This is a genomic window from Pseudorhodobacter turbinis (genome assembly GCF_005234135.1).
Classification (GTDB): domain Bacteria; phylum Pseudomonadota; class Alphaproteobacteria; order Rhodobacterales; family Rhodobacteraceae; genus Pseudorhodobacter; species Pseudorhodobacter turbinis.
This window is the reverse complement of the sequence record NZ_CP039964.1, coordinates 2,010,647-2,030,658: the sequence shown is the minus strand read 5'-3', so window position 1 is coordinate 2,030,658 and position 20,012 is coordinate 2,010,647. Positions and strand designations below refer to the sequence as shown.

Below are 20,012 nucleotides of genomic sequence, written 5' to 3'. Positions count from 1 at the left end.
GTCCTCTCCCAGTTTGGGTGCAATGCCCAACCGGGTATTCGTTCACACTTTGCCTTCTAGATGCCAAGCGCGCTACCGCCTTGATCCATGTCAATGAGTTCATTGTAATCGCTTGACCCGTATCAATGCACTAGACAATTATCTTCGTTAAGGTGGTGTGATGTCACAGCAGGAGATTTCTATCATGGCTTACAAATCCCTACTCACTATTTGTGCCGATCCTTCGCGCGCGCCGCAAACATTTGCAACCGCCGCGTCCCTCGCCGTTGCCCAAGACGCGCATCTGGACGTTCTGGCTTTGGGCGTTGACCGCACACAGATCGGCTATTCCTATGTGGGCGCCGGTGCAATTGTCATGCAGGCGGCGATCGATAACGCGACAAACGACGTAAAAGTAATCGAAGATGCGGTGCGTACCGCCGCCGGTTCTGCCAGCCCGACATTGCGTTGGTCGTCAGAAGGTGCCGTGGCAATGGTCGGCGGTCTGGCCGATCTGGTCGCGCTTCGGGCACGCTTTGCCGATCTGGTGGTACTTGGCAAACCCTACGGCGAGGACCGCGGCGATGAAGAAGCGGCCATCATCGAATCAGCAATGTTCGAGGGGCAGGCCCCCGTTCTGGTGGTCCCTGATGTGCCACTTGATGCCAGCAATATCGGCAAGCGCATCGTTGTTGCATGGAACCAAAGCCGCGAGGGGCTAATTGCCATTCGCCGCGCGCTGCCCTTCTTGAAAAAGGCCGACACCGTCTGGATCACCATTGTCGATCCGCCAAAGCATGGTGCCGAACGGTCCGACCCCGGCGGGGCGCTTTGCCAGATGCTGGTGCGCCACGGTGTAAAGGCCGAGGTTTCGGTTCTCGCCCGCACGATGCCACGCGTCTCGGATGTTTTGGCGCGGCATGTGAATGATATGAACGCCGACATGATGGTGATGGGGGCTTATGGTCACTCTCGCTTCCGCGAGGCGATCTTGGGCGGGGCAACGCGCAACATGCTGGAAACAGCTGAAGTGCCCGTCTTTATGGCCCACTAGCCTTTATAGCCCACTAACGAAATTGGCCCGCGTCCCATTACGGGGCGCGGGCCAACACTATCAGCTTTACGCGATCATTCAGCGTAATCGGGCATCGCTTCCAGCTGCTCTTTGGTTTGCGAGACATAGACGCGGATGTCATCACCCTCGTCAGCCCGCAGAATTGTCAGCTCGGCCAGATCCATCGAGACCGGCTTTTCGCCCATCCCCAGAAAACCACCGACATCAATTACAGCAGCATTCACCTGACCGTCAGCGTTTAGCACCAACTCGCTAATTTCGCCCACGTCGTCATCATTCGCATCATAGACACGCGCACCGGTCAGCCGCTCGGCGGTCAAAATTTCAGGCTCGGCTGTCATATAGCCATCCCGCGCAAAGGGATCGGCGCCGGTCATACCCGTTTCAGCCGGTGCCATAGCCGTCCCCGTGGTTTGGTCATGCGGGGTCATTGTCTGCGACATGCGGTCATATTCCGGGGCTTCCTGAATATTTGCATCCGCTGCCGTCATCACCAGAAAGTAGTCATCCGGGTCCTCGCCAGTCGCATCATCCGATACAAACTTCAGCGCGCTCATGTTCACCGCGACCTGACGCTCGCCCATTCCAAGGAAGCCGCCGATATCAACCAAGACAGCCTCAACCTTGCCGTCGCGGGACAGGATCACATCGTTGATCTCGCCAATATCATCCCAGCCATCCTGCACGCCATTGGCCATGTTGCCCTCAACGTCAGCCTCGGAGGCATAGACACGTTCACCGATAAATTCCGATGCGTAGACTTCACCAACGACAGCCCCGGTCCGGAACATATCTGTAGTTTGCGCTTGTGCAGCCACAGTTGAGAAAGCCACCAAAGCGGTTGAAATCATAAGATTTTTCATTGCAGTTCTCCGTTCGTTGTTTCACTCAGCGCAATTTCCACGCTCTGCAAACACAACAATCGGACGGCCGCTTTGGTTCCGCGAAATTATAAAAGTTTCAACCGACCCTTACCCAAGATGCGGGCGAAAGGCCTCGGCAACCTGCGTATAGACCGCGCGCTTGAACGGCACGATAGAGGCAATCATCTCATCGACACCAATCCAGCGCCACTTTGAAAACTCGGGGTGTTCGGTCGCGATGTTGATTTGATCGTCACGGCCGGTAAAACGGTACAAGAACCACTTCTGCCGCTGGCCGCGAAATTTGCCGCCCCAGACCTTGCCCAGCAATTCCGGTGGCAGGTCATAGGTCACCCAATCTTCGGTCTTGGCGATTTTCTCCACCAGATCGGCTGTCACACCGGTTTCTTCCCACAGCTCCCGCAAGGCCGCGACACGGGGCTTTTCGCCATCATCAATTCCGCCTTGTGGCATCTGCCACGCGGCAATTTCGGAATCCAGCCGCTGGCCCGCAAAGATCAACCCCTCGGCGTTGATCAGCATCACCCCCACACAAGGGCGATAAGGAAGAAGGGATGCATCTGTCATATCATAGCCTTTGGTAAGGGGGCAAAATGCCCCCTTGGTACTGAAATCAGGGTTGCACGGACAGGGCGCTAATACCCTTCAAGATATCCACCGCATAGGCCAGCTGGTAATCTTCCTCACGCAGCTTCGCGGCCTCTTCTTCGCGGGCACGATCCTCTTCCAGCTGCTTACGCTCATCTTCCGTCATGGAATCATTGTCCAAAGCGCCACGAAGCGAGGCTTCGGTACGGGCCTGAACGGCGGAAAGCGGCTCTGCTTCTTCCTCCAGCGGTTTGCGCGGGGGTTGTTTCACGATAATATCAGGTGCCACACCAAGCGCCTGAATGGAGCGTCCCGATGGCGTGTAATAACGCGCCGTCGTCAGGCGCATCGCGCCCTCGCCCCGCAATGGGATAATGGTTTGCACCGACCCTTTGCCAAAGCTTTTGGTCCCCACAACAATCGCGCGGCGGTGATCCTGCAACGCCCCCGCAACAATTTCAGATGCCGAGGCAGAGCCGCCATTAATCAACACAACCAAGGGCTTACCCCCCGTCAGATCGCCGGGCACAGCGTTGAAACGTTCGCCGTCACCGGCCTCACGGCCACGGGTGGAAACGATCTCACCTTTTTCAAGGAAGCCGTCCGACACCTGGATCGCTTGGTTCAGCAGGCCACCCGGATTGTTGCGCAAATCAAGCACAACACCGGTTACGTTGTCCCAGCCGCCTAGCTCTTCGGAGGATTCTTTCAGCCCCGATTCCAGCCCCGGATAGGTTTGGTCATTAAAAGTGGTCATCCGCACCACGATGGTGCTGCCGACAGTGCGGGTGCGCACAGCGGTCAGTTTAATGGTGTCACGGATGATCGACACGTCGAACGGTTCGGCTGAACCTTCGCGCACCACGGTGATGATGATCTCGGAACCAACCGGCCCGCGCATCAGGTCAACCGCCGCATCCAACGTCAGCCCCAGCACCGACTCACCGTCGACATGGGTGATGAAATCACCGGCCTCGATCCCGGCGGCATCCGCAGGTGTGTCATCCATAGGCGAGACGACTTTGACAAAGCCCTCTTCTTGCGTGACCTCAATGCCCAGCCCGCCAAATTCGCCACGCGTCTGCACGCGCATGTCATCAAAATCCTTGGGCGCAAGGTAGCTGGAATGCGGATCAAGCGAGGTCAGCATTCCGTTGATCGCCGCCTCGATCAGGTCATTGGTGTCTGTCTCCTCGACATATTGGCCGCGAATGCGTTCAAAGATGTCGCCAAACAGGTCAAGCTGCTCATATACGCTTGTGTTTTTCTTGACCTCTTGCGCCAGCAAGGGGCCTGCAATCTGTGTTGTCAGCAAAATACCTGCAACAGTGCCGCCCAAAGCGGCCATAGCGAATTTCTTCATTGCCCGTGTCAATCCTTTGTTGCGGCGAACCATGGGGCCGGGTTGACCGGTTCGGTGCCTTGTCTGATCTCAATATAAAGCGTTTCTGTCTCGCGTATACCACCCACATCAGATGCGCTGGCCAAAAACTCTGTACTATTTTCCATGGTGCTACCGCCCATCAAGCCCAAGGGTGCGCCAATGCCCACCACTTCGCCAACCTCTCCGTAAACTGTTTCTAGCCCTGCCAACACCAAAAGATAGCCGCCACCGGGTTCAAGGATGATCACGTTTCCGTAGTCAAGCAGCGGCCCAAGGTAGCGGATGGTACCCGCCCAAGGCGCCGTCACTAAGGCCTGCGAGCGTGTGGAAAGGGTAATACCGGGGCGGCGCGTGCCACTTGCATCGGCCTCATTCGCGCCGCGCAACAGGCTGCCGAGCGTCGGCAGCACCAGATTGCCCTTGGCCGAAGCAAAGCTGCGCAGGGCATCGCTGCCGGCAAGATCAAGATCCAACCCGTCCACAAAAGCGCCCAAAGTGTCGGCGCTCTCCAACAGGCTGCGCAGGGCATCAGGGTCTTCGGTAAAGCGGCGTGGAAGGGCTGTGCGTTCCGAGATCGCCTGTGACAGCGTGCTGCGCGCGGTTTGCGCCACCGACAGCCCGTTTTCAAGCACCGTTCCCGCCGCGATCTGCAAGGCCCGCAAGTCCCGCAGCTCGGTCACCTCGGCCTGCAACTGTGCCACCTCGGCTTGCAACGCGGGCGTCACCTCGGCGAGGATCATCCCTGATCGGGCCGTGCCCAAAGGCCCCGAGGGATGCAACAGCAACAAGGGCCCCGGTGTTGCCTCCAACTGCCCAAGCACGCCAAGCAGTTGGCCCACGCGGTTCCGTTCAGCATCAAACTGGATCAACAAAGAGGCCTCGCGCACCTTGGCTTGGCGCAATCCCTCGCGCAGCGCGCCCAACCCCTGCTCATAGGCCTGAATAGTATCGGTCAGGGCCGACACACGGTCGCGTTTGGTTTGCGCTTCTTCCATCGCGGTAACAGCCTCTGCCAGCGCGGCAGAGGCCTTGGCCGCCTGCTCCCCCACGGTTTGCGCAGGGGCGGCCCCGGCAAAGACCATGGCGGCAGCAAAGGCGGCAGCGCGGATCATTGGATCAGGCTTGTCCCCGTCATTTCCTCGGGTTGCGGCAAGCCCATCAGCTGCAAGATGCTTGGCGCAAGATCGGCCAAACGGCCATCGCGCAGCTCTGCGCCCTTTGGTCCGCCATAAAGGATCACCGGCACAAGATTGGTCGTATGTGCCGTATGCGGCCCGCCGGTCACGGGGTCCACCATCGTTTCGCAATTGCCGTGATCGGCAGTGATAATCATCGCGCCGCCCGCCTTTTCCAGTGCCGCAATCGCCAACCCAAGACCGCTATCCACCGCCTCGCAGGCCTTCATCGCCGCTGCCAGATCGCCGGTATGGCCGACCATATCGGGGTTGGCAAAATTCACCACGATCAAGTCATAGCCATGCTCGATCGCCTGCACCAATTCGGCCGCCACCTCGGGTTCTGACATCTCGGGTTGCAAATCATAGGTGGCGACCTTTGGCGATTTCGGCATGGCGCGATCCTCGCCAACATTCACCGCCTCGGAACCACCATTCAGGAAAAACGTCACATGCGGGTATTTTTCCGTTTCCGCCAAACGAAATTGCGTGCGGCCCTGTTTGGCCACCCATTCACCCAGCGTGTTTTGCAAGACCGGTTTGGGATAGGCCGTCGTCATATAGGCGTTATGGTTGACCGAGTAATCTACCATCCCCAGCATCGCCGCCCATTCGGGGCGCGCGGTGGCATCAAACCCGTCAAATGCCGGATCGCCAAGAGCGGCCAGAATTTCGCGCGCGCGGTCGGCGCGGAAGTTGAGGCAGTAAAACCCGTCCCCTGACTTGGCGCCCGCATATCCGGCAAGCACCGTAGGGGCGATAAACTCATCCGTTTCGCCGCGCGCATGGGCGGCGGCAATCGCGGCTTGGGCATCGGATGCGTTTTCCCCCTGCCCTGCAACCATCGCATCAAAAGCACGTCCCACACGTTCCCAACGATTGTCGCGGTCCATCGCCCAATAGCGCCCGATCACGGTGCCAACGCGCGCGCCTTCGGGCAAACCGTCCATCAGCCGCGCCATATGCTCGGGGGCTGAGCTGGGCGCCACATCGCGTCCATCGGTAATTGCATGGATCACCACGGGAACGCCCGCATTTGCAACCGTCCGCGCCGCCGCGATCACATGGGCGACATGCCCGTGCACCCCGCCATCCGAGATCACGCCCATCAGATGCGCCACCCCGCCCGAGGCCTTCAACCGTGCGATAAAATCCAGAAGCTGGGGGTTTTGGCCAAAACTGCCCTCCTCAATCGCCAGATCAATCGCGCCAAGGTCCATCGCCACCACGCGGCCCGCGCCGATATTGGTATGGCCCACCTCGGAGTTGCCCATCTGCCCGCGTGGCAAGCCAACATCGGGACCATGGGTGATCAGCGTCGCATGGGGGCAGTTTGCCATCAAACGGTCAAAATTCGGCGTATCGGCAAGAACCGGCGCGTTTGCGCTGCGGTCATCATTCAACCCCCAGCCATCAAGAATGCACAGAACTACGGGTTTCACGGTCATTTTAGTGCCCTTTTCGCTGATGTTACGCAGGTTTTACGCCCAGCCTACGCATAGGGCAACCGCCTCACTCACGGTGATAGGGGCTTCCCGCCAGAATTGATGCCGCGCGGTACAATTGTTCCGCTAACATCACCCGCACCAACATATGCGGCCAGACCATCGCGCCAAACGACAGCGCAAAATCGGCGGAATCGCGAAAAGCAGGCGCAAGACCATCGGCACCGCCAATACAAAAGGCCACATCCTGCCGCCCTGCATCGCGCCATTTCGCAAGCTGGTCGGCAAATTCGGGGCTGGTCAGCTGACGCCCACGTTCATCCATCACGACCGTCAGCGCACCGGCAGGCACGGCGCGCGACAGCAACGCAGCCTCAGCCTCCATCCCGCCACCTTTGCGGTCTTCGACCTCGGTCAGCGCAAAAGGGCCAAGCCCCAAGGCCCGGCCCGTCCGGTTGAATCGCGTCACATAGTCGTCGATCAATTCGCGCTCTGGCCCGGCACGCAGCCGGCCCACGGCACAAAGATGCACCCGCATCAGTCTTCCTCGCGCACACCTATGCCCATATGGCCACCCGGTTGCCACATTTTCTCAAGGTCATAGAATTCCCGCACTTCGGGGCGGAAAATATGAACGATAACATCGCCCGTATCGACCAGAACCCAATCGCCGGTTTCCTTGCCTTCCATCTTGCACAAGATGCCGTAATCTTGCTTGATCCGGTCGGCCAGACGCTCGGAAATCGAGGCAACCTGACGCGAGGACCGGCCGGAGCAGATGACCATATAGTCAGCCATATCGGACCGACCGCGCAGATCGATCTGTACGACCTCCTCGGCTTTGTCATCTTCGACAGAGGCCAAGACAGTGGCCAAAAGCTTTTCAGGGGTAGGATGGTTTTCAGTATTGGCCGCAGTTGTCATACGCGCGGCCCTTGGTCCGACCGGAAGCCCGGTCGCAGGATCAGAATGAGACAGGACATTGTCCTCCAGAATTTCACGCGCCGGACATAAGGCTTGATGCCAACACGCCCCCGACGCAGGGCGGTACATGCAGAATATCACCCTGCGGCGCAAATCTCAATCACAGGCAGCCGGTCTGTGCAAGGGAACAGTGGCGGTTTGGCGCGTTGCGACGGGGCTAAATCACAAAAACACGCCCGATTGCGCCAATGGACCGCGAATCACCCCAAGTCATCGATGACTGCGGCGCGCGCGTGTTGTCAGCTTAGAACCTTCCAGAACCTTTACCTCGCGCTGCGGGAAAGGGATGGAAATGCCGTTGGTCTTGAACGTATCCCAAAGCGCCAGATAGACGTTGCCACGAATATTCGTCAGCCCCGCTGTCGGGTCCGCAATCCAGAACCGCAAAATGAAATCAACCGAGCTATCGCCAAAACCGACGATATGGCACACCGGCAAGCGGTCACCCAGCACCCTATCCACGCCCAGCGCCGCCTCTATTGCCAGTTTGCGCACAAGATGGGGGTCATCATCATAAGCCGTGCCAAAGAACAGATCGAGCCGTACGAACCGGTTGCTATGCGACCAGTTCACCACTTGGCCCGTGATAAGATCCTCATTCGGGATCAGGTATTCCTTACCGTCCCGCGTAACCACCGACACATAGCGCGCGCCCAGCGCCTCGATCCAGCCGAAGGTGGTGCCAAGGCTGATGACATCGCCGGGTTTGATCGACTTATCCAGCAGGATGATGATGCCAGACACAAGGTTTGACACCACCTTTTGCAACCCGAACCCAAGGCCAACACCAATCGCACCGGACAGGACCGCAAGCCCCGTCAGGTCAAAGCCCACCGCCTTCAGCCCGATGTAAAACGCGCCCCCAAACAAGAAAAGCTGTGTCGCCTTGATCGCCAGAACCTGCATTGAGGGGCTGATATCGGCATTGCCCTTGATCCGTCCCGTGGCACCGCGCGTCAACATCCGTGCGCCCGCCACCAAAAGGCCCGTCACAATCAGCGCCTTTATCACCGTCAGCGCCGTCAGCCGGAAATCGCCAAAGCTGATGGCAAGGCTGTCGAGGAAGGAAAGCACCTCGGCATCAAAACCAAGGATCACCGCGACCACCCAAAATCCGGCACCCCAAGTCACCACACGTGACAAGAACCGGTTGCCGATCAGCTTAGCCGCAAAATTCACGAACAGCAGCATGACGCCGATGGTGCCCGCCACCTCCAGCAACTGGATGCGCGACGGCCATGTGACCTGGCTCAACCCCCAGAACGCCAGCCAGTTAAGCACCGTAAAGATCAACAGCGTCAGGTTCCGGTCCAGCGTGACCACCAAGCGCAACTGCCATTTCTGTAAACCCTCATGCGCGCGCGCCCTCGCCGATAGACGCCGTGACAATGGCACGCGCAACAGCCTGGCAAACAGCAAAATCGCGATAATGCCCGCAACCTGATAAAGCCGTCTTGGCAACAACAAAGACCGTATAAATGCCTCTGCTTGGACCAGCAGGCCTTGGGTCGCATTCACGATCTCTTGGTTAAGCGGGTCCATAGGCGTTTTACGCGCTCCTTACAGGTCTGGCGGGAAAGCAAGCTTAGCGGGGCTTGGGGGCCTTGCATATCCTATTTCAACGGCAAACGCATGGGCCGGCGTCCCACCCTGTGGGGGGCAGCAGTCGCGCTGGAAATTGACGCAGCGTTAGCTTTCTTTACTGTCGGGCAGCATGTCCCGCGTAGTGCCCCCCGCGCAGGTGGTCGAAAACTTCTGGACAGAATCGTATTTATGATGATGGTTATAATAATACGGCTCTTAAGGGCCGCGGTTCGACAACGATAAAAAAGACTATCAACCAATAAAACAACAGGGTGACATATGACCAGCAGACGCAATTTTCTAAGGTATACTGCCGCATTGGGCGCAACCACGGCGCTTCCGGGCATCATCGGGCGCGCATCGGCAGCCACCGGTGCTATGACCGTCGGCATTCCGGTTCCGATCTCGGGGGCCTTTGCCGCCAACGGAAAATTCGCCAGCATGGGCGCGATCATCGCCGCCGAAGAGGCCGCCGAAAATCTGGGCATCGACATCTCGACCTTGGATATGGACACCGAAGGCAAGCCCGCAACCGCCGTGCGCCGCGTCCAGGACGGGATCGCGCAAGACGGGGTCAAACTTTTTGCCGGCGGTATCCTGTCCTCGGAATCCCTTGCGATGGGCAAGGAAATCGAGCGTGGCGGCGGCGTCTTTATGACCACTGCGGGCGCGGATGAGATCACCGGCAGCGATTGTAATTCCGCCACCTTCCGGTGGAGCGTGCCAACCTTTGGCGCGATTGAGCAAACCCTGCGCCCGATCATCGACGCCATTCCCGACGCCAAGCGCTGGTACACCATCACCCCGCAATATGTCTTTGGTGAGGGGTTGTTGAGCGCGACAACCAACCTACTCGCGGAAAAAGGGTTGGAGCATGTCGGTAACAGCTATCACTCGCTGGTCGAGAAAGAGTTCAGCGGCTATATCACCAATGCTATTGCCGCCAAGCCCGATGTTTTGCTGCTGCTCAACTTCGGCTCGCAATCTTCGGATACCTTGCGGCAGGCGATCAGCTTTGGCCTGAAGGAACGCATGACCATCGTGATCGCTTGGGCCTCGGGTCTGGAGCAGTTCGAAGGTCTGGGCGCGGATGTTTGCGAGGGCGTTTATTTCGGCGCGCAATATTGGCACAGCGTCGATGCGCCGCTGAACAATGCGCTGCGGGCCAAGGTGCGGGAAAAATATGGCGCCAACCCGAACTACTCGCTGGCGGGTTCCTATATCTGTACCAAATTGCTGCTGGATGCGGCGGCCAAGGCAGGCACCACTGACGGCCCCGCCGTGGCCGCAGCCCTTAGCGGGATGGCCTATGACGGCCTGACCGGCCCTGAGACAATCCGCGCCGAGGATCATCAGGTGATGAAGGATTATTACCTGCTCAAGGGCAAAGCCAAGGCCGATATGCAAGACGAAGACGATTATGCCGAGGTGGTCAGCGCCGGGCAGTCCTTCCTCTCACCGGCCGATTCAGGCTGCAAATTGGGCTGATGCCCCTTCGGGTGCCGCGCAATTGCGGCGCCCGACCCTTATCCCGTCATAGGAGAGCAATCGGTGATCTACCTTTTTCAGGTGCTTAACGGCATCGGACTTGGCATGTTGTATTTTCTGCTTGCCGTCGGGCTGAGCATTATCTTCGGCTTGCTGCAATTTGTTAACTTCGCACATGGTGCGTTCTATCTGCTGGGCGCCTATTTGACCTATGATTTGGTCGAACGTGATGTCAGCTTTTGGGTGGCGATGCCTGCAGCGGCGATCATCGTGGCTTTGGTCGCGGGGTTGACCGAGGCGTCACTGTTGCGGCGGATCTACAAGCTGCCCCATACGTTCCACATTCTGGTGACCGTCGGCCTTGCGCTGATCATCCAAGAGTTTGTTATCGTGGTCTGGGGCCCGTTGGGCGGCAGCGTGGCCACGCCGAAATCCTTGGCCGGTGTGATGATCATCGGGGATTTCATCTACCCCTATTACCGTATTTTCGCGATCTGCTTTACGGCGGTTCTGGCCTTCGTGCTCTATTGGGCGCTGGAGCGGACGCGGCTTGGCGCAATCGTGCGGGCCGGCTCGGAATCGACCGAGACCATGGCCCTTCTGGGTTATGACACGCTGCGCATCAACACTGCCGTCTTTGCCTTTGGGGCGGGGTTGGCAGGGCTTGCGGGCGCGCTGGCCGCCCCCATTCGCGGGGTGGAACCCTTCATGGGCGTCGAGGCCCTAAGCGTTGCTTTTGTCGTTGTCGTCATCGGCGGCATGGGCAGCTATGTCGGCGCATTAGCGGCCGGTTTGCTAGTCGGCGTGATCCAAAGTTTGATGGCCACGATCTGGCCCGAGGGCGCGCGGTTGATGATCTATGTCGCCATGGCTTTTGTCATTATCACAATGCCTCGCGGCCTTTTTGGAAGGGTCTGAATGATGTTGATCAACAAACCGTTTTTCCAATTCGGCCTTGTGGTGCTGACCGTCCTTGCCCTGCCGTTCTTTCTGCGCTCGGGCATTATGGCCAGCGAGATTTTGATCTATGGCATGGTCGTTGCCGCCAGCAACCTGTTGCTGGGCTATACTGGGCTTTTGTCCTTTGGGCAGGGGATCTTTTTCGGCGCGGGCAGCTATCTGGCGGGGATTGTCCTGACGCGGACAGGGGTGCCGGTGGGGCTGATGCTGCCGATGGCGGCGGTGCTTGGCACGGTAATCGCGACGCTGGTCGGCGGGTTCTCTATCCGGCGTCAGGGGGTCTATTTCGTGATGCTGACGCTGGCCTTTTCGCAGCTGTTCTACTTTCTCGCCTATACGTTCAGTGATCTGACCGGCGGCGATAATGGGCTGTTGGATCTGCCACGCCCAACGCTGAACGGGGTGCAACTTGTCGATCCGTGGTCCTATTACGCTTACGTCGGGGTCTGTTTCGTGCTGGTCTTTGCGGCGATGCTGATGGTGACGCAATCCACCTTCGGGCGGACCTTAATCGCCGTGCGCGAGAATGAAGAACGCGCCGCCGCCATCGGCTTTCCGGTGCGGGTGTTCAAGATCGCAGCCTTTGCAATTTCCGGCGCGGTCACGGCCTTTGCGGGCGCGCTTCATGCGATGCTGATCGGCGTGGCGCCCTTGTCCTCCATCGAATATCACACCAGCGAGATCATTCTGGTGATGACCATCATCGGCGGCAGCTCCTCGCTTTATGCGTCCGTTCTGGGGGCAAGCTTTTATCTGCTGATGGCAGATACGCTGTCTTCGATCTGGCCGCGCTGGCTGTTGCTTTTGGGGCTGATGCTTGTGGTTGTGGCCTTGTTCTTGCAAAAAGGCCTGTGGGGATTGGTCGAGAAGGTCTATGCCCTGCTGACCCACAGCCGCGTCCCGCCAGAGGTCGATCCGGCAAACCTTGGCACCGACACACCGGCAAAGGGGGAGTGAGAGCATGACACAAACAACTTCCAAAGATGCGCTTGTCACGAGCGGGCTGGGCGTCACCTATAATAAATTCGTGGCCTTGGCCGATGTCGACCTCAACATCCGCGAAAACAGTGTGCATTCGATTATTGGCCCGAATGGCGCGGGCAAGACCACATTGTTCCATGCGCTGACCGGACGCGTGCGCCCCTCTAGCGGAAAGATCACGTTGGGCGGGCGCGACATCACCAACCTGTCGGATAACGAACGGGTAAGGCGCGGCATTGCGCGGTCGTTTCAGGTCACCAGCTTGTTTCCCGACCTGAGCGTGCATGAAAACCTGCGTCTGGCCGCACAGGGCCGCACACCTTGGCAGGCCCTTGCGATGTGGCGTCGTGCCGAAAGCAACCGTAATGCGATGGCCACCGCGGACGAGATGCTGACGCGGCTGTCGCTGACCCGCGTGGCGCACCGCGCGGCCGGCGAATTGGCACATGGTCAGCAGCGCAGGCTGGAGGTGGGCATGGCAATGGCCGCCCGCCCCCGCGTGATCTTGATGGATGAGCCGACCTCGGGGATGGGCATCGACGATATCGAGACGATGAAGGACCTGATCCAAGGGCTGGCAACCGATCATACCGTTCTGTTCATCGAGCATAACATGGGCATCGTGATGAACATCAGCGACACCGTGACCGTGCTGCGTCTTGGGCGCAAACTGGTCGAGGGGCCGCCCGCCATGGTGCGTGACGACCCCGAAGTGAAAAAAGCCTATCTTGGCAATATGATAACCGGAGACATCGCATGAGCGAGGCGCTGCGCATCGAGGATATTCACAGCTATTACGGCAAAAGCCATATCATTCAGGGCGTTTCCCTGAAGGTAGAGGAGGGCGAGATCGTCACCCTTCTGGGGCGCAATGGCGCCGGCAAAACCTCTACGCTCAAGAGCATCAGCGGGCTGTTGGCCCCCAAACGCGGGCATGTCTGGATTTCGGGAGAGGAGACCACCGGCTGGCCCGCCTACCGCGCGGCACAAAACGGGCTGGCGCTGGTGCCGGAACATCGCGGCATCTTCGGGCTGCTGACGGTAGAGGAAAACCTGCGCATCTCGCAGCGGCGGGGCGCGCAATGGTCGCTTGCCGATATTTACCAGATCTTTCCCCGGCTGGAGGAACGGCGCAAGAACAGCGGCGGGCAATTGTCGGGCGGGGAGCAACAGATGCTGGCGATTGCGCGGGCCTTGCTGGGCGGCCCAAAGGTTTTGATGCTGGACGAACCGGTCGAAGGGCTTGCCCCGATCATCGTTGAGGAAATCGTCGCCCAGATCAAAAAGGTCCGTGACGCGGGTGTCTCTATCTTGCTGGTCGAACAGAACCTTGCCGTTTGTGCCGAACTGGCCGACCGGCACTATATTATCGAGCTTGGCAAGGTGGTGCATCACGCCACAGCGGCGGAATTCATCGCCGATCACACGGTGCGCGACCGCTATCTTGGCGTCAATGCCTGACACCGGTCGCTGTAACACGAAATGAAAGGCCATCTGATGCGTATTCTTGCGGCACGGCTCAACCATGAAACCAACACCTTCTCACCGGTGCCCACACCCCTTGCGTCGTTTGAGCCGAAATACGATGGGGACGCGCGCACTTTCGGCACCGGATCAAACACCGCATTCGGGGCTTTTGTCGATTATGCCACCAAGCGCGACGCCGACCTGATCACCCCGCTGGCGGCAACTGCCAACCCCAGCGGCCCCTGCCCCGATGATGTCTTTGAGGCGCTGATCGCCCCATTGCTGCGCGCGGTTGCGGGCGGTGTGGATGTGATCTTGCTGGACTTGCACGGCGCGATGGTCAGCCAGGGCCATGAGGATTGCGAGGGGGAGCTGCTTGCCCGTATTCGCGCGTTGGCCCCCGATGTGCCTTTGGGCGTGGCGCTGGATCTGCATGGCAATATCAGCGCGAAAATCGTTGAAAACTGTGATTGCATCGTCGGGTTCAAGACCTATCCCCATATCGATATGTATGCCACCGGCGCGCATGTGACCCGCATCATCGAGGCAATGCTGTCCGACGGGCTGCGCCCACACATGGCGCTTTCGCATCCGCCGATGCTGCCGCATACGTTGAAGATGAATACCGAGGTCGACTGCGCGATGACCGATCTGATTGCACAGGCGCGCGCCGCCGAGGGCAAGAACGGCGTTCTGGCCGCCACGGTATTCGGCGGCTTTGGCCTGTCCGATATTGCCGTTGCGGGGCTGTCGATCGTGACGGTCGCCACGGCCACCGATAAGGCCACCAGTCTCGCAAATGAACTGGCCCGCAGCGCTTGGGACCGGCGCGAGGATTTCGTCTATGTCGAACAGCCCTTGGCCCAATCCCTGCAAGAGGCGCGCAGTGCCGCCGATCAACCCGGAACCGGCCCGGTGCTGTTGCTTGATCATGGCGATAACTGCATGTCGGGGGGCAGTTGTGACAATATGGATGTGCTGGCCGCCGCGCTGGCAGAGGGGATGGACGGGATCATCGCAGGACCGATATGTGACCCTGAACTGGTCGCAACCCTGACCCAAGCAGGCCCCGGCGCCACAGTAGATGTGACGCTTGGCAATAAGGCCATCGCCAAGGGCTTCATCGCGCCACAGCCCCCCCTGCCCCTGCGTGGCAAGGTTACGGGATGCAGCGACGGACGCTATGTGGTCACCGGCCCGATCTATACCGGACAGACCTGTGACATGGGGCGCGCCGTGGTGCTGCAAACGCCGCAAGCGACCATCCTGATCACCGAGCGCCCGCATGAGCCGTGGGATCTGGGGGTATTCACCTCGGCGGGGATCGACCCGCTAAAGGCACGTTACCTGATCCTGAAATCGCGGATGTACTGCCGCCCGGTGTTCTCGCCCCTGTCTCGCGCAATGATCGAATGCGCCAGCGGCGGGATAACCAGCTCTGACTACAGCCTGTTTTCCTTTGAACGGCTGACAAGGCCGATCTACCCCTTGGACAGTATCACAGGGTGGCCCGCGTGAGCCGCACACTGCCCACATCCTCTGCACCCAAGATGCGCAGGGTCAAACTGTCGGACCAGATCGCCGAAGATCTGCGCCGCTGGATTGTGCGGGAAAACCTTGGCCCCAAGGACCGACTTCCGAATGAGCGGGCGCTACAAGACCACTACGGCTGCTCTCGCGGGACCATGCGCGAGGCGCTTAAGGCGCTTGAGGTGGAAGGGCTGCTGATCATGCATTCCGGCCCCAATGGCGGCCCCGAGGTGCAGCAAACCTCGGCCGAGATCGCATCGCGGCAATTGCGCCAATTCCTGCATTTCCAAAAGCTCGATTTCAAGCATGTCTATGAGCTGCGCCGATCCATGGAAGTGGCGCTGGCGCTGAATGTGGTGGACCGACTGACCGCAGAGCATCTGACCGCGCTGGAGGACAACATCCGCCTGTGCGAAAACGCCAACAACGAACAAGAGCGTGAGCTGGCGCGGCAAGCCGAGGTCGAATTTCACGACATTCTTGCCGAGGCCAGCGACAATCCGATTTTGGTCTTCATTTGCCAGTTCCTTAACGGGCTTATCCGCGATCTGGTGGATTACCGCGCCGGCAGCCTGCAAGAGCACGAAGCCTTTGGTGCACGCAATGTCGCCTATCACAAAGAGATCCTAGCCGCCTTCAAGGCCCGTGACCGTGATGCCGTCGCCAAGGCGATGGATGAACACATGTGCTGTGCCGAGACCTCTATGCAACAGCTGGACGCAGCGTTTTACTCGGACCTGCTAAGCCGTCGCTGATCCGTTGTGATCAGAACGGAAAGAAGATCGGGATTACCAACACACTTGCCGCCCCGACAATCAGGTTCATCGGCACCCCGATGCGCAGAAAATCCGAAAAGCGGTAGTTGCCCGCGCCATAAACCAGCGTGTTGGTTTGATAGCCGATGGGCGTGGCAAAGCTGGCACTTGCACCAAACATCACCGCCACAACAAAGGGTCGCGGATCAACCCCTGCCGCCGTTGCAAGGCTGATGGCGATGGGGGTGACGATAATGGCGACGGCATTGTTGCTGACAATCTCGGTCAGGATAGAGGTCATCAAATAGAACGCGGCCAGCATAACAATGGGCGGCAACCCCTCCACAAAGGGGGCCATAGCGCCCACGACAAGCGCAACCGCGCCGGTTTCTTGCAAGCCAAAACCGATGATTAGCATCGAGAAGATCAACACCAAAATCCCGCCGTCCAGAAAGCCCCAAGCCTCATCGCTGTCCATGCAGCGGGTGATGAGCAGAATCGCCACAGCGATCAGCGACAGAATGGCGATATCCGCCACGTTCAGCGCAGCCAGAACAATCACCAACAGCATGGCCAAAGCGGCAATCGGGGCATGGCTGCGGCGGTAGGGGCGGATCGTGGGGCGACTGATCGACACCACATCGACCGAACGCTCCAGCCGCTCAAACCCTGCGCGGGGGCCTTCGACCAGCAAGACATCGGCAGCGCGCAGCGTGGCGGTTTCCAGATCGGGGCCAAACTTATGGCCCGGCCGGAACGCCCCCAAGACCTGCAAGCCGTAGCGGTGGCCCAGCGACAGGCTTGCCAAAGTACCCTCACGCCGGTGGCGATTGGGCTTTACCATCACCTGCCCCAGGATCAGCTCCTCTTCGCCCTCCGCATCCTTGACCGGTGCCGCGCCGCGTATCGCCCCCAAGGCAAGCTTTGGCAGGCTTTTGAGGGTCAGCAACTCTGCCGCATCGACGCGCAGGATCACCTCATCCCCCGCCGCAAGGATATGATCCTCCATCACATCGCGGCGCAATACGCCCTGATCACGCAGGGCGACAATTTTAACCCCTGCACGCTTAAAGGCCGTCACCGAGGCAAGCACTGTGCCGATACCGTCAAAGCCCTCTGCGATCTTCACCTCCGTCATATAAACCGTGTCATGTTCCGAAAGCGCCGTGCCACCGCTGTGCCGCTTGGGCAAAAGAAACGGGCCAAGCACGGCCAAAGCGCAGAGCCCGACCACAACAACAACCATGCCGATCGGCGTGATCTCGAATATCGAGAACGGCTCCAGCCCCTCATTGCGGGCAACACCGGCCACGAGGATATTGGTCGAGGTGCCAACCAGCGTCAGTGTGCCCCCCAAAATTGCCACATAGGACAGCGGGATCAGCACCCGCGTTTCCGCCAATCCCAGCTTTTGCGCCAGCTTGATCACAATCGGGATCAGCACCAAAACAACCGGCGTATTATTCGCCATGCCGGAACTGATGATAATCGCCAGCACAAACCCCAGCGCCGCCCCAACCGGCGACACCTCGGCCCAAGCCAATATCCGCCCCGCCAGCGCATCCAAAAGCCCCGTACGCACCAAAGCGCCGGAAATGACAAACATCGCCGCAATCGTCAGCGGGGCCGGATTGGAAAACGCCAAAAGGGCGGCGTCATGGCTGACCAGTCCAAGGATCAGGAACATCGCCGCCACGCCGGCCGCCGTGACCTCGGGCGGATAACGTTCAAGGATGAACAGCACAAACAGGCAACCGACAAGGAAAAGCGCGACAAAAGGCGTGTATTCAACGGGGAGTGAGATCACTTTAAGGGCTTCCTCTTGGGGGTACGGGTCGTGCGGCCTTGTTAAGACGCGTGAGAACGGGTGGGGCTGGCTGTCTCGTTGGAAACCTTACTCCTCAACGCTTTGGACCCGCAATGCGTTCCCGTCCCCCGCAACCTAAAACAGCACAAGCCCGCAAAACGACGAGACATAAAAGTGGCGTCGCGTAACCACTTCACAATACTTGCAAAGTGGTTAAAATCCACCATGATGGTCAAGTTTATGTCGTCGGCACGCGAACTGCGTGACGACCCATCTTAGGAGGATTTCAATGCAACGCCGCACCATTCTTGCCATGACGACCGCGTCCATACTTGCCCTGGGTTTCTCGACGGCCACCGCCGCGACCGTTGCGGAGGGCGATACGCTGGCTGAAAAACAGGTCTTTTCTTATCGCTTGCTGGACCAGTTCCCCACGCTGGACCCACAGTTGAACGAGGAAACGGCCGGCAGCCATGTGTTACGCCAGATCATGGAAGGGCTGATGACCCAAGATGCCGATGGCAACCTGCGCCCCGGCGTGGCCACCGGGTTTGAGGCGAGCGAGGGCAATACCGTCTATACCTTCACCCTGCGCGACACCGCCAAGTGGAGCAATGGCGACCCCGTCGTCGCACAAGACTTCGTCAACGGCTGGCGCCGCGCCGCCGATCCGGCAACCGCCTCGCCCTATGCGTGGTATGTTGAATTGACCCAGATGAAAAACGCCGCCGAGATTGTCGCAGGCACTATGGACCCGACCGAGCTTGGCGTTGAAGCGGTGGATGATCACACCCTTAAAGTGACGCTGAACCAGCCGGTTCCGTATTTTCCGGCGATGACATCCTATGCAACGCTGTCCCCGATCCATATGCCAACGGTTGAAGAATTCGGCAGCGACTGGACCGCGCCGGAAAACTATGTCGGCAACGGGGCCTATACGCTTAAGGAAATGGCGCTGAACGAATATTTCACGCTGGTCAAAAGTCCGACCTATTGGGACGCCGACAGCGTGATTATTGAGGAGGTCACCGGCCTTGTTATCAATGACGTGAACCAGGCGTTGACCCGCTACGAATCCGGCGAATATGACATGCTGGAGCCGCTTCCCGCAGGCACCTATCCCCGCCTGAAAACCGAGCGCCCGGATGAGGCGAAATCCGTGCCACGTCTGTGTTCCTATTACTATGCGATCAACCAGCGCGCCGACGCCCAGCCCGAGTTGCGCGACCCCCGCGTGCGTCAAGCGCTCAGCTATGCCGTCGACCGCAATGTGATCGTCGATCAGATTTTGCAGGGTGGCGAACTGCCCGGCTATAACTTTGCCCATGCCGCAACGGCGGGCTTTGAGATGCCAGACATCGAATATGCAGGCTGGACACAGGCAGAGCGTGACGCCAAAGCCAAGGAATTGATCGCGGAGGCAGGCGTTGAGGATCTGGAGCTCAAGCTGATCTATAACACCGATGAGAACCACAAGAAGATCGCAACCGTCCTGAGCCAGATGTGGAAACAAAAGCTGGGCATCACGGTGACCCTGTCCAATATGGAGTGGTCCACCTATCTGGACGTGCGGCGCGGTGGCAACTTTGATCTGGCGCGGGTGGCATGGTGTGGCGATTACAACGAGGCCTCGACCTTCCTTGATATCCTGACCACCGATCAGGAACAAAACGATGGGAAATGGTCCAATGCCGAATATGACAAGGTGATCGCGGCGTCGAAAACCTCAGACCATCCGGCGACGGAATATAAGGCGGCCGAGCAGATCTTGTCGGACGATATGGGCATCATTCCGGTGTACCACTATGCCAACACTTTCTTGTTGGATCCGGCAATCAAAGGGTTCCCGATGAACAACGTGGAAAACAACTGGTACGCCAAAGACTTCTACCGCGTCGCTGATTGACACTTGATATGACGGGGGGG

Annotated in this window: 18 protein-coding genes; 9 read left to right on the top strand and 9 right to left on the bottom strand. The window is 59.0% G+C overall.

Annotated elements, in window-relative coordinates; genetic code table 11:
* Positions 1-184 precede the first annotated feature (184 nt).
* On the top strand, positions 185-1,033 hold the full coding sequence (locus tag EOK75_RS09755) for a universal stress protein (protein ID WP_137193788.1): 849 nt from the start codon (positions 185-187) through the stop codon (positions 1,031-1,033).
* A 74-nt stretch (positions 1,034-1,107) separates the two neighbouring features.
* On the opposite strand, the gene EOK75_RS09750 is transcribed toward EOK75_RS09755, so the two are convergent.
* The 8 genes from EOK75_RS09750 to EOK75_RS09715 form a co-directional block, all read right to left on the bottom strand.
* Positions 1,108-1,917, bottom strand: a complete 810-nt coding sequence (locus EOK75_RS09750; RefSeq protein WP_137193787.1) for a PRC-barrel domain-containing protein — start codon at positions 1,915-1,917, stop codon at positions 1,108-1,110.
* A gap of 108 nt (positions 1,918-2,025) precedes the next feature.
* The gene (locus EOK75_RS09745; RefSeq protein ID WP_137193786.1) at positions 2,026-2,505 is read right to left on the bottom strand and encodes an RNA pyrophosphohydrolase; all 480 of its coding nucleotides are present in this window, start codon (positions 2,503-2,505) and stop codon (positions 2,026-2,028) included.
* Between the two features lie 46 nt (positions 2,506-2,551).
* Positions 2,552-3,889, bottom strand: coding sequence for a S41 family peptidase (locus tag EOK75_RS09740; protein ID WP_137193785.1), 1,338 nt, complete (start codon positions 3,887-3,889; stop codon positions 2,552-2,554).
* 8 nt (positions 3,890-3,897) lie between these two features.
* On the bottom strand, positions 3,898-5,022 hold the full coding sequence (locus EOK75_RS09735; protein WP_137193784.1) for a murein hydrolase activator EnvC family protein: 1,125 nt from the start codon (positions 5,020-5,022) through the stop codon (positions 3,898-3,900).
* Positions 5,019-6,533: a 2,3-bisphosphoglycerate-independent phosphoglycerate mutase gene (gpmI, locus tag EOK75_RS09730; protein WP_137193783.1), complete on the bottom strand. Its 1,515-nt coding sequence runs from the start codon at positions 6,531-6,533 to the stop codon at positions 5,019-5,021. The genes EOK75_RS09735 and gpmI overlap by 4 nt, the downstream gene beginning before the upstream one ends.
* 64 nt (positions 6,534-6,597) lie before the next feature.
* Positions 6,598-7,068 carry a 23S rRNA (pseudouridine(1915)-N(3))-methyltransferase RlmH gene (gene rlmH / locus EOK75_RS09725; RefSeq protein ID WP_137193782.1) on the bottom strand — a complete coding sequence of 157 codons (471 nt, stop codon included), beginning with the start codon at positions 7,066-7,068 and terminating at the stop codon, positions 6,598-6,600.
* Positions 7,068-7,454, bottom strand: a complete 387-nt coding sequence (gene rsfS / locus EOK75_RS09720; RefSeq protein WP_137193781.1) for a ribosome silencing factor — start codon at positions 7,452-7,454, stop codon at positions 7,068-7,070. Before rsfS ends, rlmH begins: the two co-directional genes overlap by 1 nt.
* Before the next feature lie 270 nt (positions 7,455-7,724).
* Complete coding sequence (locus EOK75_RS09715; protein ID WP_137193780.1) at positions 7,725-9,056, bottom strand: mechanosensitive ion channel family protein; 1,332 nt, start codon at positions 9,054-9,056, stop codon at positions 7,725-7,727.
* Between the two features lie 321 nt (positions 9,057-9,377).
* Here EOK75_RS09715 and EOK75_RS09710 point away from each other — a divergent pair, with 321 nt between their 5' ends.
* The 7 genes from EOK75_RS09710 (at position 9,378) to EOK75_RS09680 (ending at position 16,279) form a co-directional block, all read left to right on the top strand.
* Entirely contained in the window at positions 9,378-10,586 is a 1,209-nt protein-coding gene (locus tag EOK75_RS09710) for an ABC transporter substrate-binding protein (RefSeq protein WP_137193779.1), read from the top strand.
* Positions 10,587-10,649: 63 nt separating this feature from the next.
* The gene (locus tag EOK75_RS09705) at positions 10,650-11,504 is read left to right on the top strand and encodes a branched-chain amino acid ABC transporter permease (RefSeq protein ID WP_137193778.1); all 855 of its coding nucleotides are present in this window, start codon (positions 10,650-10,652) and stop codon (positions 11,502-11,504) included.
* Positions 11,505-11,507: 3 nt separating this feature from the next.
* Positions 11,508-12,503 carry a branched-chain amino acid ABC transporter permease gene (locus EOK75_RS09700; protein ID WP_240793957.1) on the top strand — a complete coding sequence of 332 codons (996 nt, stop codon included), beginning with the start codon at positions 11,508-11,510 and terminating at the stop codon, positions 12,501-12,503.
* Between the two features lie 4 nt (positions 12,504-12,507).
* Positions 12,508-13,287 carry an ABC transporter ATP-binding protein gene (locus EOK75_RS09695; protein ID WP_137193776.1) on the top strand — a complete coding sequence of 260 codons (780 nt, stop codon included), beginning with the start codon at positions 12,508-12,510 and terminating at the stop codon, positions 13,285-13,287.
* Positions 13,284-13,988, top strand: coding sequence for an ABC transporter ATP-binding protein (locus tag EOK75_RS09690; protein ID WP_137193775.1), 705 nt, complete (start codon positions 13,284-13,286; stop codon positions 13,986-13,988). The genes EOK75_RS09695 and EOK75_RS09690 overlap by 4 nt, the downstream gene beginning before the upstream one ends.
* 36 nt (positions 13,989-14,024) lie before the next feature.
* Entirely contained in the window at positions 14,025-15,512 is a 1,488-nt protein-coding gene (locus EOK75_RS09685; protein ID WP_137193774.1) for a M81 family metallopeptidase, read from the top strand.
* Positions 15,509-16,279 carry a FadR/GntR family transcriptional regulator gene (locus tag EOK75_RS09680; protein WP_240793956.1) on the top strand — a complete coding sequence of 257 codons (771 nt, stop codon included), beginning with the start codon at positions 15,509-15,511 and terminating at the stop codon, positions 16,277-16,279. The genes EOK75_RS09685 and EOK75_RS09680 overlap by 4 nt, the downstream gene beginning before the upstream one ends.
* A gap of 10 nt (positions 16,280-16,289) precedes the next feature.
* Here EOK75_RS09680 and EOK75_RS09675 read toward each other — a convergent pair whose 3' ends face one another.
* Entirely contained in the window at positions 16,290-18,086 is a 1,797-nt protein-coding gene (locus tag EOK75_RS09675) for an SLC13 family permease (protein ID WP_137193773.1), read from the bottom strand.
* 289 nt (positions 18,087-18,375) lie between these two features.
* On the opposite strand from EOK75_RS09675, the gene EOK75_RS09670 reads away from it, so the two are divergent.
* The gene (locus EOK75_RS09670; RefSeq protein ID WP_137193772.1) at positions 18,376-19,992 is read left to right on the top strand and encodes a peptide ABC transporter substrate-binding protein; all 1,617 of its coding nucleotides are present in this window, start codon (positions 18,376-18,378) and stop codon (positions 19,990-19,992) included.
* Positions 19,993-20,012 lie beyond the last annotated feature (20 nt).

Coding starts and splice junctions, on each gene's coding strand:
- EOK75_RS09755 (WP_137193788.1), top strand. CDS start 185: ATGGCTTACAAATCCCTACTCACTATTTGTGCCGATCCTTCGCGCGCG.
- EOK75_RS09750 (WP_137193787.1), bottom strand. CDS start 1,917: ATGAAAAATCTTATGATTTCAACCGCTTTGGTGGCTTTCTCAACTGTG.
- EOK75_RS09745 (WP_137193786.1), bottom strand. CDS start 2,505: ATGACAGATGCATCCCTTCTTCCTTATCGCCCTTGTGTGGGGGTGATG.
- EOK75_RS09740 (WP_137193785.1), bottom strand. CDS start 3,889: ATGAAGAAATTCGCTATGGCCGCTTTGGGCGGCACTGTTGCAGGTATT.
- EOK75_RS09735 (WP_137193784.1), bottom strand. CDS start 5,022: ATGATCCGCGCTGCCGCCTTTGCTGCCGCCATGGTCTTTGCCGGGGCC.
- gpmI (WP_137193783.1), bottom strand. CDS start 6,533: ATGACCGTGAAACCCGTAGTTCTGTGCATTCTTGATGGCTGGGGGTTG.
- rlmH (WP_137193782.1), bottom strand. CDS start 7,068: ATGCGGGTGCATCTTTGTGCCGTGGGCCGGCTGCGTGCCGGGCCAGAG.
- rsfS (WP_137193781.1), bottom strand. CDS start 7,454: ATGACAACTGCGGCCAATACTGAAAACCATCCTACCCCTGAAAAGCTT.
- EOK75_RS09715 (WP_137193780.1), bottom strand. CDS start 9,056: ATGGACCCGCTTAACCAAGAGATCGTGAATGCGACCCAAGGCCTGCTG.
- EOK75_RS09710 (WP_137193779.1), top strand. CDS start 9,378: ATGACCAGCAGACGCAATTTTCTAAGGTATACTGCCGCATTGGGCGCA.
- EOK75_RS09700 (WP_240793957.1), top strand. CDS start 11,508: ATGTTGATCAACAAACCGTTTTTCCAATTCGGCCTTGTGGTGCTGACC.
- EOK75_RS09695 (WP_137193776.1), top strand. CDS start 12,508: ATGACACAAACAACTTCCAAAGATGCGCTTGTCACGAGCGGGCTGGGC.
- EOK75_RS09690 (WP_137193775.1), top strand. CDS start 13,284: ATGAGCGAGGCGCTGCGCATCGAGGATATTCACAGCTATTACGGCAAA.
- EOK75_RS09685 (WP_137193774.1), top strand. CDS start 14,025: ATGCGTATTCTTGCGGCACGGCTCAACCATGAAACCAACACCTTCTCA.
- EOK75_RS09670 (WP_137193772.1), top strand. CDS start 18,376: ATGCAACGCCGCACCATTCTTGCCATGACGACCGCGTCCATACTTGCC.